This window comes from Deinococcus piscis (genome assembly GCF_014653275.1).
GTDB classification, from domain to species: Bacteria; Deinococcota; Deinococci; order Deinococcales; family Deinococcaceae; genus Deinococcus; species Deinococcus piscis.
This window is the reverse complement of the sequence record NZ_BNAL01000004.1, coordinates 98,719-111,656: the sequence shown is the minus strand read 5'-3', so window position 1 is coordinate 111,656 and position 12,938 is coordinate 98,719. Positions and strand designations below refer to the sequence as shown.

General features: G+C 63.8%; 15 protein-coding genes and 1 tRNA gene. 10 read left to right on the top strand and 6 right to left on the bottom strand.

What is annotated here, in order from left to right; translation table 11 throughout:
* Positions 1-183: 183 nt before the first annotated feature.
* The 3 genes from IE158_RS03030 to IE158_RS03020 form a co-directional block, all read right to left on the bottom strand.
* Positions 184-993 carry a PSP1 domain-containing protein gene (locus IE158_RS03030; RefSeq protein ID WP_189642195.1) on the bottom strand — a complete coding sequence of 270 codons (810 nt, stop codon included), beginning with the start codon at positions 991-993 and terminating at the stop codon, positions 184-186.
* A 117-nt stretch (positions 994-1,110) separates the two neighbouring features.
* Positions 1,111-1,193 (bottom strand) — tRNA-Leu (locus IE158_RS03025).
* 392 nt (positions 1,194-1,585) lie between these two features.
* A complete protein-coding gene (locus IE158_RS03020; protein ID WP_189642194.1) occupies positions 1,586-1,951 on the bottom strand; it encodes a hypothetical protein in 366 nt (121 codons plus the stop codon).
* A gap of 276 nt (positions 1,952-2,227) precedes the next feature.
* Between IE158_RS03020 and IE158_RS03015 the strand changes: the two genes are divergently transcribed.
* The 3 genes from IE158_RS03015 to IE158_RS03005 all read left to right on the top strand — a co-directional run bounded on the left by IE158_RS03015 (position 2,228) and on the right by IE158_RS03005 (position 4,792).
* Positions 2,228-2,524 carry a DUF4212 domain-containing protein gene (locus IE158_RS03015; RefSeq protein WP_189642193.1) on the top strand — a complete coding sequence of 99 codons (297 nt, stop codon included), beginning with the start codon at positions 2,228-2,230 and terminating at the stop codon, positions 2,522-2,524.
* A 1-nt stretch (position 2,525) separates the two neighbouring features.
* Entirely contained in the window at positions 2,526-4,229 is a 1,704-nt protein-coding gene (locus tag IE158_RS03010; protein WP_229838859.1) for a sodium:solute symporter family protein, read from the top strand.
* Between the two features lie 110 nt (positions 4,230-4,339).
* Positions 4,340-4,792, top strand: a complete 453-nt coding sequence (locus IE158_RS03005; RefSeq protein WP_189642191.1) for a RidA family protein — start codon at positions 4,340-4,342, stop codon at positions 4,790-4,792.
* Positions 4,793-4,875: 83 nt separating this feature from the next.
* On the opposite strand, the gene IE158_RS03000 is transcribed toward IE158_RS03005, so the two are convergent.
* Positions 4,876-5,607 (bottom strand): GNAT family N-acetyltransferase, encoded by a 732-nt coding sequence (locus tag IE158_RS03000; RefSeq protein WP_229838858.1) that lies wholly within the window; start codon positions 5,605-5,607, stop codon positions 4,876-4,878.
* Between the two features lie 87 nt (positions 5,608-5,694).
* Between IE158_RS03000 and lepA the strand changes: the two genes are divergently transcribed.
* The 3 genes from lepA to IE158_RS02985 all read left to right on the top strand — a co-directional run bounded on the left by lepA (position 5,695) and on the right by IE158_RS02985 (position 8,847).
* Positions 5,695-7,494 (top strand): translation elongation factor 4, encoded by a 1,800-nt coding sequence (gene lepA, locus IE158_RS02995; RefSeq protein ID WP_189642190.1) that lies wholly within the window; start codon positions 5,695-5,697, stop codon positions 7,492-7,494.
* A 119-nt stretch (positions 7,495-7,613) separates the two neighbouring features.
* On the top strand, positions 7,614-8,504 hold the full coding sequence (locus tag IE158_RS02990; RefSeq protein WP_189642189.1) for an alpha/beta hydrolase: 891 nt from the start codon (positions 7,614-7,616) through the stop codon (positions 8,502-8,504).
* A 175-nt stretch (positions 8,505-8,679) separates the two neighbouring features.
* A complete protein-coding gene (locus tag IE158_RS02985; protein WP_189642188.1) occupies positions 8,680-8,847 on the top strand; it encodes a hypothetical protein in 168 nt (55 codons plus the stop codon).
* Positions 8,848-8,921: 74 nt separating this feature from the next.
* Here IE158_RS02985 and IE158_RS02980 read toward each other — a convergent pair whose 3' ends face one another.
* Positions 8,922-9,443 (bottom strand): hypothetical protein, encoded by a 522-nt coding sequence (locus IE158_RS02980; RefSeq protein WP_189642187.1) that lies wholly within the window; start codon positions 9,441-9,443, stop codon positions 8,922-8,924.
* A 121-nt stretch (positions 9,444-9,564) separates the two neighbouring features.
* Positions 9,565-10,161: a signal peptidase I gene (lepB, locus tag IE158_RS02975; RefSeq protein WP_189642186.1), complete on the bottom strand. Its 597-nt coding sequence runs from the start codon at positions 10,159-10,161 to the stop codon at positions 9,565-9,567.
* Between the two features lie 66 nt (positions 10,162-10,227).
* Between lepB and IE158_RS02970 the strand changes: the two genes are divergently transcribed.
* The 4 genes from IE158_RS02970 (at position 10,228) to IE158_RS02955 (ending at position 12,914) form a co-directional block, all read left to right on the top strand.
* Positions 10,228-10,563: an FKBP-type peptidyl-prolyl cis-trans isomerase gene (locus IE158_RS02970; protein WP_189642185.1), complete on the top strand. Its 336-nt coding sequence runs from the start codon at positions 10,228-10,230 to the stop codon at positions 10,561-10,563.
* 79 nt (positions 10,564-10,642) lie between these two features.
* Positions 10,643-10,795, top strand: coding sequence for a hypothetical protein (locus IE158_RS02965; protein WP_189642184.1), 153 nt, complete (start codon positions 10,643-10,645; stop codon positions 10,793-10,795).
* A 48-nt stretch (positions 10,796-10,843) separates the two neighbouring features.
* Positions 10,844-11,347 carry a tetratricopeptide repeat protein gene (locus tag IE158_RS02960; RefSeq protein ID WP_189642183.1) on the top strand — a complete coding sequence of 168 codons (504 nt, stop codon included), beginning with the start codon at positions 10,844-10,846 and terminating at the stop codon, positions 11,345-11,347.
* A 34-nt stretch (positions 11,348-11,381) separates the two neighbouring features.
* Entirely contained in the window at positions 11,382-12,914 is a 1,533-nt protein-coding gene (locus tag IE158_RS02955; RefSeq protein WP_189642182.1) for a DNA polymerase/3'-5' exonuclease PolX, read from the top strand.
* Positions 12,915-12,938 lie beyond the last annotated feature (24 nt).

The window sequence follows — 12,938 nt, the reverse complement described above, 5'->3', positions numbered from 1 at the left end:
TGATGGGGCCGTCTGTTGGTTTTTGCCGTCTGGAACGAGGTCAAACTGAAGTTGTCACCTACTGAGGGAAGTAATAACCCCCTGACGTTTGATGTGAAGCTGCACCGTTTAAAATATGTCTGTCTGTGAAACACGCACTTGCAGCGCTGTCCGTCAAAACTGCACTCTCTGCCTGGTGTTCACTCAGCGTTTGCCCTTGCCGCGCTGCACTTCCAGTTCGCTGACAGGGACGTGTTCCAGGAGGCCGTTCTCGGTGGCAAGGTCCACCTGGGCCGTGAGGGGGTGTAGCTTGGTCACTTTGCCGCAAGCGCCGCTGCCCGTGTGGCAGGCGTGCGCGCCCCGGCGGGGCAACTCGCGCAGCAGTTCCAGGTACATGGGATGTTCGTACTGCAAACAGCACATCAGCCGCCCGCACGGCCCGCTGAGCTTATCGGGATTCAGGGGCAGTTGCTGGTCACGGGCCATGCGGATGGTGATGGGCGGTAGTTCCTGCAAAAAGCGGCTGGAGCAGTTTTCCCGCCCACAGGCCCCGATGGCACCCAGCGTGACTGCCTGCTCACGTGCGCCTACGGCGGTGAAGTTCACGCGTGCCGGGGTGTAGTGGCGCACTTCGGCAATCAGGCTACGCAGGTCCAGCCGGTCTTCCGCCGAGTAGCTGAGGGTCAGCAACGCTTCATCCAGCGTGAATTCCAGGCTGACAATCTTGACCGCCAGCCCCTGCGCCCGGGCCTGCGCCCGCAAGTTCCACTTGAGGTCTTCGGCGAGGGCGCTCAGGCGCTCGGCCTGCGCCAAGTCCTGGGCGTCTGCCGCCCGCAGAATCTGACCGCTGGGTGCTTGCTTGGCGTGCGGGCTTTCTGCGCTGGGCTCGCCGCGTGTGTGGGCCAGGGCCAGTCCACGCTGGCTCTGCACCACCACCGGCGTGCCGCTGGGATAGGACTGCTCACTCAGAACGGCATGGAGGGCCGGGCTACGGGGATAACGGACAAGCTGCATTCTCTGTTCAGCATGCCACGTGACGGCCCTGAAGATGGTGTCCCCGGGAGAAGATGGCCTCCCGAACCGGAATCTCAAGCAAAAGCCCCCGCTGATATGCAGGGGCTGAGGCCAGGGTGGTGCCGGCGGGGGGACTCGAACCCCCACGGTTTCCCGCTTGATTTTGAGTCAAGTGCGTCTACCAATTCCGCCACGCCGGCAGCGGGAAATGTTTCAGCCGAATCCTAGCGTGACCTGCCCGAGTGGTCAACACCCTTGAGTGCGGGGCGTGTCTGTTGGGGCCAGCCGGGCAGGGTGCGGGGCCGGGGGAAGTCGCTTAACTGCAGCTGTTCCCGCTTGTGTTCGGCGCGGTCCCGCTGTGCTGGCAGCTGGCACACGGGCTGTCCGCCTTCTGGCTGCCAGAGCTGTTGCGTAGCTGTTCAGGGCTTGCCGGGCAAAGCCACCCTGGAGCATTTGCCAAAAGAAGGACGCATTTGCTGCAAGCTCAGCCTATGCAGCGCGCCCAGCAGGTCACGGCATGGCGTGATTGAGGGAGGGGAGAGGGGGTCAGTTCGGGTCCTTTGGGATTGCCCAGCTTTGACAGTGCCCAGGCTCAGCGCGTTGAGGGCGCGGCGGAGTCTATCGGCAGACGCCACTGTGACCCCAGAAAGGCCGCCAGCGGCAGGATCAGCGCCGTGACAGGCGGCTGTAAGGTCAGGGTCAAGGCCATCGCCAGGCCCATGGCAGGCAGCGTGATGAGCGCGGTCCGGATGGCGCGGGCCATGGGAGAGCCGCTCAACGGCCAAAATCGGGCAAAGGCCAGCCCCAGCGCAAAGCCGGCGCCACTCAGTCCCAGGGTCCACAGCACCCCAGCAGGCGTCAGGGGCGAAGCCTGTGGGGTCTGGGCACGCAGCAGCAGGATCAGCGGCAGCAGGACCACATTCAGCCCCAGCCAGAAGCGAATGGCGCTCAGCAGCATACGCCGCAGCATAGCAGTCGGTGGGAATTTTGCCCGTGGGCATAGCGTCTGATGCAGAAATCCACCTGGCAGCTTCTGAATGAATCCTGACAATGTGTAACGGCTTAACAAATACTTGCCCCGCCGGAGGGTGAAGTGTTACATTTAAGTTCCACACCCCACAATTCTTCTTCTCTGGATGTTTGGGACAAGCCTGCTTCCAGGGCCCTGTTTCCAGCCACACTGCTTTGGCTGGTCCTTTTTCTGAGCCTTGCTTTTTTCCGATAGGAGGACCGTATGACCCAGACTCCGACTTCTCTTGCGCCCAGCATCCCCGCCGAGGAGCAGCGCCGACGTCAGCAGTATTGGCAGGCCACCTTGCGACTTACGCTGGGGTTGCTGGCCGTATGGCTGTTTGTGAGCATCGGCCTGGGCGTGTTGCTGGCACCAACCCTGGACCGCTTTCAGATCTTGGGTGGGCCGCTGGGCTTCTGGATTGGGCATAACGGTGCCATTTACGCGTTCATAGCCTTGATCGCCATCTATGCCAACCGGATGGCGGCGCTTGACCGGCAGTTCGGAGTGGGGGAATAGCGTGACTGACGTTCAACTGTGGACTTACGGGCTGATTATCGCCACCTTCGCCCTGTATATCGGCATTGCTTATGCCACCCGCGTGCGCGACACCAAGAGCTTTTATGTGGCGGGTCAGGGCATCGCGCCCGTGTGGAACGGCATGGCCATTGCCGCTGACTGGATGTCGGGGGCGTCCTTCCTGTCGCTGGCGGGCATCGTGGCTTCGCTGGGCTACGACGGCAGCATGTACCTGATGGGCTGGACCGGCGGCTATGTGCTGCTGGCGCTGCTGGTGGCTCCTTTTCTGCGCAAATTCGGCAAGTTCACGGTGCCGGATTTCGTGGGTGACCGCTACGGCTCTAACCTGCTGCGGGGGCTGGCTGCCCTGACTGCCGTGCTGATTTCCATGACCTACATTGCCGGGCAGATGCGCGGGGTGGGCGTGGTGTTTTCACGCACGCTGGACGTATCGGTGGATATCGGGGTGATGCTGGGGGCTGTCATCGTGTTCTTTTATGCGGGACTATCGGGTATGAAAGGCATTACCTGGACGCAGGTGACCCAGTATCTGGTGCTGATTCTGGCGTTTATCATTCCGCCCATCATGCTGAGCGCGCAGCTGACCGGGAACCCGGTGCCGCAGATTTCCTTTATGGGGATGGTGCCCGAGCTGAACAGCCTGCTGTCTGAGCTGGGCTTTCCGGCCTACACCGAGCAGCTGCGCTCCATGACCGACAAGGTGGCGCTGACCATGGCGCTGATGCTGGGCACCGCCGGATTGCCACACGTCATCACCCGGTTTTTCACCACACCGGATGTCAAAGGAGCCCGCACCAGTGCGATTTATGCCCTGGGCTTTATCGCGGTGCTGTACACCACCGTTCCGGCCCTGTCGGTGATCGCCAAGTCCAACCTCATCAACCGGCTGGACGGCACGGTCTACACCGAAGCGCCGAGCTGGTTTACCAAGTGGGAAAATACTGGCCTGCTCAAGCACGCCGACAAAAACGGCGACGGCATCATTCAGTACCGCCCCGGCAAGGCCCTGCTCGCCGACGGCGCCCCTGACCCCAAGAACGCCAACGAACTGCATTTTGACAACGACATCCTCGTGATGGCGACCCCCGAAATCGCTGGTCTGGCTCCCTGGGTGATTGGCCTGGTGGCTGCTGGGGCAATGGCGGCGGCACTCTCTACCGCTTCTGGCCTGCTGATTACCATCTCGGGAGCGGTGGCGCACGATATCTACTACAAGCTGCTGCGCCCAGATGCCAGCGAAAGTGCCCGCCTGAATGCTGGCCGCCTGACCGTGCTGGCGGCGTCGGTCCTTGCAGCTTACTTCGGCATCAATCCGCCGGGGCTGGTCGCCGAAACAGTGGCGATGGCCTTCGGGATTGCGGCGGCCACCTTCGCGCCGATGCTGATTTTGGGCATTTTCGACAAGCGAATGAACTGGCAGGGGGCAACCGCGGGCTTGCTGGTGGGCCTGGTCTGCACCGCCGCCTACATCTGGTACTTCACGCCGACGCTTGGGGGACCGGGCACGCCTGACCAGTACCTGTTTGGCATCGGCACGCAGGGCTTTGGCACCATCGGCCTGCTGCTGAATGTCGCTGTGTCGCTGCTGGTCAGTCGTCTGACCCCGCCGCCCAGCGCTGAAACCCAGGCCATTGTGGAAAGTGTGCGCTACCCGGATGGTGCGGGCGCGGCCCAGGTCCACTAGTGTTCACGTCTCCTCATCTGCCTTCGCTCCTAGAGATGACAGATGAGGGCTGCCCTCAGCAAAATTTAGGGGACGCCGGAGATTCCCGGCGTTCCTTGCTACGGTGAGGCATGAAACCCTTCACTGTGCTGGTTCCCCTGCTGCTCGTTCCGGTGGCCCTGGCTGGCGGCGCTGAAGTGCCCGCGCCCACGCCGACACTGGCCATCACTTACCATCCGTCGGGCGGCACGCTGCCTTTTTCGGACGCGGTAGAGGTCGGAAATACCCTGTACCTGTCGGGCAAAGTTGGCACCGGCGCGGACGGCAAGCTGGTGGCAGGCGGTGTGCAGGCCGAAACCCGCCAGGTGCTCGACAACATCGAAGCTTCGCTGGAGCGGTACGGCTATGCCCGCGCCCACCTGGTCAAATGCACGGTGATGCTCACCGATATGCAGGATTTCGCGGCCATGAACGAGGTGTACGGCGCCTGGATGGTGAAGCCGTATCCGGCCCGTTCGACCCTGGGCGTGTCGGGCTTGGCGCTAGGGGCCAGCGTAGAAATCGAGTGCATCGCTGCCAAGTAAGAGTGCTTGCAGGCGCAATGCGTGAATGCCTCAGGAGTGGCGGATACACCCTGTAGCTATCAGCTTGCCACTCGGTGCTTTTCTCAGGCGGGCCGCGTCCAAGTCAGGCGCAGGCCCGTCAGCTTGAACCCCGCCCGCAGCACATTGCGCTCACTGCCCGTGTCTGGGGTCACCATGACCGTGGCGAGCGTGGCCCCTTCCCCCTTCGCCGCGTGCAGGCGGGCCGCCAGCAGACCTGATTGTAGGCCGCGCCCCCGGAATTCTGGCCGCGTGGCTGCGCCGTGCAGCATGGCGACACCGTCAAGCAGGCTATAAGCCCCCGTCGCTGCTTTTGCACTGTCCACCTCGGCCCACCACAGCCGCTTGCCGGGAGCCTGCGCGACTGCCCGCATGATGCTCTCTGTGCCCGTGCCAAAGCCCAGCGCGGCGACCCTGGCCCAGGCTTCGGCGTCGTGGGTGAGGCGGACGTGTGCTGCCTTCAGCTCTGGCAATTCGCGCAGGTCATGCGTGTAAAGGTGCAGCAGGTCCTGCAAGTGGTAGCCGCGCCCGTTCAGCGTGGGCAGCAATGAGGGTGCGGCGTGTGACAGGGCGTGAACGGTAGGCGTCTGTCCGTGCTGGTTGCAAAACATCTCGAAAGCGGCCCACTCCTGCGGTGTAGGCGGGCGGCTGCCATCATGCCAGGCGGTGTCCAATGGCTCTGCGTCCTCGGTCCAGACGGCGAGCAATGGCCCGAACCGCTCATGGCCTGCCGGAGCCTGTGCTGCGTGAGCCCCAGCTTCGGCGTGGGCGATGCGGGAGAGCAGGGAAGAAGACATGCTGAATATCCTAGGGTGACGCCTGCTTCCGGTGGCAACGACTCCTATACCTGCGCTGCGCCGCCTTTTCCCCTAGACTGCGGAGCAATGACCCGCAGCCCGAACATTCGTAACTTTTCTATCATCGCCCACGTGGACCACGGCAAATCCACGCTGGCGGACCGCATTCTTGAGCAACTTGGCGCCATGGGCGAGCGCGACAAGCGCGACCAGACCCTCGACACGCTGGAGCTGGAGCGCGAGCGCGGGATTACCATCAAGTCCACGCCCATTCGCCTGCAATATGTACGGCCAAATGGCGAGGAATACGTCTTCAACCTGATTGATACGCCCGGCCACGTGGATTTCAACTATGAAGTGTCGCGCAGCCTCGCGGCCTGTGAAGGCGTGCTGCTGCTGGTGGACGCTTCGCAGGGCGTGGAAGCGCAGACCATCGTGAACGCTTACCTGGCGATTGACAACGACCTGGAAATCGTGCCGGTGGTGAACAAGATTGACCTACCTGCCGCCGATCCCGAAGGCGCTGCCGCCGAGCTGGAAGAAGTGATTGGCATTCCTGCCGACAATGCCGTGTTCGCTTCGGGCAAGACTGGGCAGGGTGTGCCTGAGATTCTGGAAGCCATCGTGGAGCACATCCCGGCTCCCAGCGGTGACCCGCAGGCTCCGCTCAAGGCGCTGATTTTCGATTCCTTTTTCGATGCTTATCAGGGCGTGATCCTGTTCGTACGGGTGCTGGAAGGCACGCTGAACCCCAAGGACCAGATTCACCTGATGAACGCGGGCAAGTCGTTTGAGGTGGACAAGGTCGGCACCTTTAGCCCTGGCCTGGTGGTGGGCGACACGCTGCCAGCGGGCGCGGTGGGCTGGGTGGCCGCAGGCATCAAGGACATTCAGGATGCGCAGGTGGGCGACACGCTGACCGGCAAAGAAAGCCGCACTGCCGAGCCTTTTCCCGGCTTCAAGCCCGCGCAGCCGGTGGTATTCAGCGGTCTGTATCCCACCGACACCGAGGATTACCGCAAGCTGCGTGAGGCCCTGGAAAAGCTCAAGCTCAATGACGCCGCCTTCAACTTCGAGCCTGAAACCTCCGAGGCGCTGGGCTTTGGCTTTCGCTGCGGCTTCCTGGGGTTGCTGCACGCTGAGATCATTCAGGAACGCCTGGAGCGCGAGTACGACCTGGACCTGATTGCCACTGCGCCCGCTGTGGTGTACCGCGTCACGCTGACCAACGGCGAGGTGTTCGAGACCCAGAACCCCGCCGAATTCCCGACCCGTGACCGTATTGAGTTGGTCGAAGAACCTTACATCAAGCTGAGCGTGATGGTGCCTGAAGAGTACGTGGGGCCCATCATGCAGCTGCTGCAAGAGCGGCGCGGCGCGATGCAGACCATGAACTACATCGGCAAACGGGTGGAACTGGTCTACGAAGTGCCGTTCGCGGAGATTCTGTACGATTTCCATGACCGCCTCAAGAGCATTTCGCGTGGCTACGCCAGTATGGACTACGAGCAGATCGGTTACCGCGAGGGCGACCTGCGCAAGGTGGACATTCTGGTCAACAACGAAGTGATTGACGCGCTGGCCGTGATCGTCCACGAAACCAAGACCTACTCGCTGGGCCGCAAAATCGTGGACAAAATGGCCGAAGTCATCCCCCGCCAGATGTTCCCGGTGCCGGTACAGGCCACCATTGGCGGCAAAATCATTGCCCGCGCCACCGTCAAGGCCTTCCGCAAAGACGTGCTGGCCAAATGTTACGGCGGCGATATTACCCGCAAGAAAAAGCTGCTGGAAAAGCAGAAAAAGGGCCGCGCCCGCATGAAGCAGTTCGGCACGGTGGAAGTGCCCCAGGAAGCGTTCCTGGCGGTGCTGGCCAACGAAGACTGAGACAAGGCTGCGGTGAGGGCGGTGGCTGAATGGTGGTCACGGCAGGGCTGGTGGCCGTCTCTGGCTGTCCTCACAGAGCGGAAGGCCGCTCACCTTGCCGCAGCGGCTCAGGGTCAATCATGCCTGCTATGACTTCCCACTCTTTTCGCCGTACTGCGCTGCTAACCGCTGGCACGCTGGCACTTGCTGTTGGCCTGAGCAGCTGCTCGGCCCAGAACGCCCAGCAGAACCTCAACCGCCTGATTTCGACTCGGGGGCTGGCCGTACAGACCGACCTGGCCTATGGTGAGGGCGCCTGGCAGCGGCTGGACATCTACGCGCCGCAGGGTGCCAACAATGCGCCCACCGTGCTGTTTATACACGGCGGCAGCTGGAACAGCGGCGAGAAGTCCGAATACCGCTTCGCAGGTGAGTCGCTGGCCCGCGCTGGCTACGTGGTGGGCGTGATGAATTACCGCCTGGCGCCGCAGTTCCGCTACCCCAGCTACGTGCAGGACGGCGCTCAGGCCCTGGCCTTCTTGCGCTCTCAGGCTGCGACATACGGCGGCAGTCCTGACAATCTGTTTGTGGTGGGGCACTCGGCGGGGGCTTTTAACGCAGTCGAGATGGCCGTCAACGAGCGCTGGCTGCGTGAAGTAGGTGTGCCAGTGTCGGCAGTGCGCGGCGTGATTGGGCTGGCGGGGCCGTATTCCTACGATTTCCGCGACTATTCCAGCCGTGAGGCTTTCCCCGAAGGGGGCCTTCCGGATGAGATCATGCCCGACCGCCACGTGCGCCGGGACGCCCCGCCTCACCTGCTGCTGGTGGCGGAAAATGACACCACTGTCCATCCCCAGAACGCCCTGAACATGGAGCGGGCGCTCCGGGTCGCTGGGGTGCCGGTTGAGCGCCGGGTCGTGAGCAAGGTCAACCACGTGACTATTGCTGCGGCCCTGGCCCGGCCCCTGAGCTGGCTGGGTGACACCCGGGGGCAAGTGCTGGACTTTATTGAGGCTCGCCGCCTGCGCTGATGCCCCGGAGGGCTGAAGACCTGGACACAGGCCTACCCCCGCGCAGTGTGTGAAAAACTCCGCGCCGTGCCTTTCGGCAAGCTTTGAACTGCAGCTCCTGACCCGTTCGGCGTGTGCGGCTGGGTCCTAGCGTGGAGTATGGAAGTTTCCTTTCACCTGTCCGGGCCGCCTGCCGGTGTCCCTCGTCAGCTTCGATACCGAGGCCCGGCCCTCACGCGGCTGGTATCGGCCGCACCCGGTGCCTACCGAGCGCTGCACCGCTGGTGCACCTGACCCAGTACGGACCCTGTTCCTGGGCGGTCTGGGGGCAGCTGCCGCCACTTGGCTGTGGCTGCGGCGCTAGCCCAGGGAAATGGCAAAAGGAGCGCTTCCCATGAGGGGCGCTCCTTTCTTAGGTCTTATGTCTGAGTGACAGGCTTACTTGAACTTGACCGACTTCAGAATGGGGCTGAAGGTCTTGTCGCGGTTGGCGGCGTAGGTGGCAGGCTTGTCCATCAGCTGGAAAGCGTAGACGTTCTTGGCACCCAGGCCCATCCACAGGCGCACGCGCAATTCGTTGCCGCCGCCGGTTAGGGAATATTCCATTTCCTTGCCAGCAATGTTGCCGTAGCTGGCGTCTTTGGCTCCCAGACGCTTGAGGTTGATGGTGCCGCCGCCACTCAGCTCTTTTTCAAAGGCGGCCACGGCTTTGGGCAGCGTGTTGACGGCAGCCGTCTTGGGGATATAGGTCAGGCGAATCAGCGGCAGAAAAGGCGCTTTTTGGGCCGAGGTGAGGTTCACACCGGCGGGGCCGTTCATTTGCAGGCCGTACCAGTCGGCGGGCAGGCTCACGGTATAAGGCAGGGCATTTTCGGTATAGGTCACGTACTGCTGAGCTGAAGCGGGTGCGGCCAGCATGGCAGCAGCCGTAGCGAGGGCAATCTGGGGCTTGAAGTTCATACTTGCAACCGTAGCAACTGCGCATGAGCGTTCGATTGGCCCGGGCTGATGGAAAGCTGATGCGGACACAGGTTTTGGGCGATGTAGGTCGGCCAGATGGGGACAGCTGAAGCAGGGAACCTCAGGGCAGTCGGCCTGGTTCGGGCCACAGCCGCTGGGGCACTTCGCCCAGTACGTCCCGCACGCGGACCGGACCATATGCCCGCGAATCCAGACTGCTGCCCACCTGGCGGTTATCACCCATGACCCACAGCTCACCGGCAGCCAGCGTGCGGGGGGCCTGATCGTCTACCCAGCTGCCGGGTGCGTAGTTTTCGGCCAGAGCCTGCCCATTGACCCACACTTGCCCGCCGCGCAGCTCGATCTGATCGCCGGGCAAAGCCAGCACCCGCTTGATGTGCACCGGGCGGGATTTGAATTCGAGCCCCAGCAGGGTGTGGGTGGCATAGGCATAGGGGCTGTCTGGCGGTCCCCGGAACACGACCACACTGCCGCGCCGTGGAAAGTCCGGGTCCAGCCAGCGCGGATATTTCAGTAGCAGCAGGGTGTCGCCGCTGCGGAGGGTGGGGTTCATGGAATCTCCGCTCACCCGCGCGAGCGACGCACCGAAGCCCAGCACCAGCCACAGCGCCAGCGTGCCCAGCAGCCAGGGCCAGCTTTCCTGCCAAAAGGACGGACTGGGCCGCTGAAGTGAGGGTCCAGAAGAAGCGGGCGGCATGACCTGAAGTTTAGAGCTTGTTCAGCCCCGCTGCCGGGAAGCGCCCTGACCGCTAGTCTGGAAGGCATGAGCCAAGCACTCAAAGTCGAGAAGTATCAAGAAGGCAGTGGAGCCGTGGCTGAAAAGGGCCACACCGTGAGCGTGCACTACACCGGCACCCTCGAAAACGGCCAGAAGTTCGATTCCAGCCGTGACCGGGGCGAACCGATTTCGTTCGTGTTGGGCGGCGGCCAGGTGATTCAGGGTTGGGACCAGGGCCTTCAGGGCCTGCGCGTGGGCGACAAAGCCCGCCTGACCATTCCCAGTGACCTTGCCTACGGCCCGCGCGGCATCCCCGGCGTGATTCCTGGCGGTGCCACGCTGATTTTCGACGTGGAATTGATGGACACCCGCCAGGGCTGAGAGCTTCTCTTGTTCCCCCCGGCTGCTCATGAACTGAGGGCCGGGGGTTCACATTGCCTAGACGTCCTAAACTCTGCCCATGAGCAAGCGTGCTAAGAGGACCGAGCGAGTACCGCCCCGTGACCGCTACGAGCAGCAGCGTGAGCGCAATGGCCGCTTCTGGAAGACCAATATCCTGCTGGACGCCGTGATGGCGGTGGTGGTGGCGCTGGGCCGAATATGGGGACGCTAGGCCATCTGGCCGATATACGAAGGGGCTGATTCCAGGCAGACTAGGAGCATGCCGACTTCTTCAGACCTTTCTACCTGGCATCAGCAAGTGGAGGCACTGTGGAAGCAGGCCGACGTTTTGCCCACCGCTGAGCTGGTCCGCCGGATGGATGCGCTGGCGGCCCAGGCTCCCCACCCCGCGCTGGCCGCTTTCGAGCAAGCGGGCGCCCGTGACAGCACCGGCGATGAAGCTGGCGCAGAGGCCTTTTACCGTGTGGCTCTCACGGCAGGCTTGGATGAACCCCGCCGCCGTCAGGCCACTATCCAGCTGGCGAGCACGCTGCGCAACCTGGGGCGGCCAGAGGAGAGCCTGGCCCTGCTGGACGCTGAGCTGGAGCAGCGGGACGACTGGTGGGAGGCCGTCCGGGTCTTTCGCGCCCTGATGCTGGCCGACCTGGGCCGTGAGCGGGAAGCCCTGAGCGACGCCCTCCACCTGCTGGCCGGACATTTGCCGAGGTATCAGCGTTCGGTCCGGCACTACGCGGCGGCGCTGCTGGAAGCCCAAGAAGGCTAGGTCGCTGCGCCCAAGCCTCTATCATGCGGGGGTTATGGCTGATGTCACCCGCAAAGACCTGGTCCATGCCCTGAACTCCGCCGCTGACCTGCTGGATGTCCTGGGGAGTGACGCAGGCGGCTTCCGGGCCACTGCTTACCGCAGCGCTGCCCGTAGCCTGGACCGGCATGAGGCCAGCCTGGACGAGCTGCGGGAGAGCCGCTTTGCGGGAGTGCCCAAAGTCGGGAGGGGCATTGCCGCCGAGCTGATGGACTACCTGGACACGGGCCGCTTCGCCCCGCTGGACGAGGCCGCAGAGGGCGTGCCCGAAGGGGTGCAGGGCCTGTTTGCTGTGCGGGGACTGGGGCCGAAAAAAGTGCGGACCCTCTGGGACGCCGGGATTGATTCGGTCACTCGGCTGCGGGACGCGGCGCAGAGCGGTGAGCTGGCGGCCATCAAAGGCTTTGGGGCCAAGGGAGCGCAGACGCTGGGTCAGGCCGCACAGTTTGTGCTGGACGCGCAGGACCGCTTTTTGCTGCCGCAAGCGCTGCAAGCCGGTGAAGCGGTGCAGCAGGCGCTGGCCGGAGCGGGGCTGGAAGCGACCTTCAGCGGCGAGCTGGGCCGCCTCCGCGACACCCTGGGCGGTGCCGAGCTGGTACTGAGCGGCGACCCGGACGCCTGGGCCGGGGCACTGGCAGGCGCGGCGGGCTGGGAAGTGCGCGAGCAGGGCGCAGATACCCTGAGCGGGCGCTTTGGCGGGGTGCCGCTCACACTGCGCCGGGGCGAGGCGGGCGTAGGCTTCCTGCCGTTCGACGAACCCGAGCACGCTGGCCTGGACCTGCCAGACCCGGCGGCTTTGATTCAGGTGCAGGACATCCAGGGGATGCTGCACACCCACTCGGTCTGGTCCGACGGCACGGCCACCCTGCGCGAGATGGTGGCCGGAGTACGCGACCTGGGCCATGCCTACCTCGGCACCGGCGACCACTCGCAGGCGGCGGCCTACGCGGGCGGGCTGACGCCTGCGCGACTGCGCGAGTACATCGCCGAAATCCGGGGCCTGCAAGCGGAGGGCCTGCCTATCCTGGCCGGGGCCGAGGTGGACATCCTGGCTGACGGTTCGCTGGACTACCCTGACGAGCTGCTGGCCGAGCTGGACTACGTGGTGGCGAGCGTGCATTCGGGCTTTGGCCTGAGCGCTGCCGACCAGACCGCCCGGCTGGTGCGGGCCGCTTCACACCCGCTGGTCAGCATTCTGGGGCATCCCACCGGACGGCTGCTGCTGCGCCGTGAAGGCTACGCGTTGGACATAGACGCCGTGCTGGAAGCCTGCGCCGCTTCGGGCACCGCCGCCGAAATCAACGCCAACCCCTGGCGGCTGGACCTGCGCTGGCAAGATGCCCTGCGCTGGCGTGGGCGGGTGCGCTTTAGCATCAACACCGACGCCCACTCGGTGGCCGGTCTGCGCGACATCCGCTACGGCGTGATGATGGCGCGCAAGGCGGGCCTGACCCCAGCCGATGTGGTCAACTGCCTGGACATGGCCGCGTTCAAAGCCTGGGCGCGGCCAGAGGTGAGCGGCAGATAGGATGTTTTGTCAAAGGGTCTAAAG

Bases quoted from the DNA above. Each gene is read 5' to 3' on its own strand.
- IE158_RS02980 (WP_189642187.1), bottom strand. From the start codon at position 9,443: ATGAACTTCAAGCCCCAGATTGCCCTCGCTACGGCTGCTGCCATGCTG.
- IE158_RS02955 (WP_189642182.1), top strand. From the start codon at position 11,382: ATGGCTGATGTCACCCGCAAAGACCTGGTCCATGCCCTGAACTCCGCC.
- lepA (WP_189642190.1), top strand. From the start codon at position 5,695: ATGACCCGCAGCCCGAACATTCGTAACTTTTCTATCATCGCCCACGTG.
- IE158_RS03005 (WP_189642191.1), top strand. From the start codon at position 4,340: ATGAAACCCTTCACTGTGCTGGTTCCCCTGCTGCTCGTTCCGGTGGCC.
- IE158_RS03030 (WP_189642195.1), bottom strand. From the start codon at position 993: ATGCAGCTTGTCCGTTATCCCCGTAGCCCGGCCCTCCATGCCGTTCTG.
- IE158_RS02970 (WP_189642185.1), top strand. From the start codon at position 10,228: ATGAGCCAAGCACTCAAAGTCGAGAAGTATCAAGAAGGCAGTGGAGCC.
- IE158_RS03015 (WP_189642193.1), top strand. From the start codon at position 2,228: ATGACCCAGACTCCGACTTCTCTTGCGCCCAGCATCCCCGCCGAGGAG.
- IE158_RS03020 (WP_189642194.1), bottom strand. From the start codon at position 1,951: ATGCTGCTGAGCGCCATTCGCTTCTGGCTGGGGCTGAATGTGGTCCTG.
- IE158_RS02965 (WP_189642184.1), top strand. From the start codon at position 10,643: ATGAGCAAGCGTGCTAAGAGGACCGAGCGAGTACCGCCCCGTGACCGC.
- IE158_RS02990 (WP_189642189.1), top strand. From the start codon at position 7,614: ATGCCTGCTATGACTTCCCACTCTTTTCGCCGTACTGCGCTGCTAACC.
- lepB (WP_189642186.1), bottom strand. From the start codon at position 10,161: ATGCCGCCCGCTTCTTCTGGACCCTCACTTCAGCGGCCCAGTCCGTCC.
- IE158_RS03000 (WP_229838858.1), bottom strand. From the start codon at position 5,607: ATGTCTTCTTCCCTGCTCTCCCGCATCGCCCACGCCGAAGCTGGGGCT.
- IE158_RS02960 (WP_189642183.1), top strand. From the start codon at position 10,844: ATGCCGACTTCTTCAGACCTTTCTACCTGGCATCAGCAAGTGGAGGCA.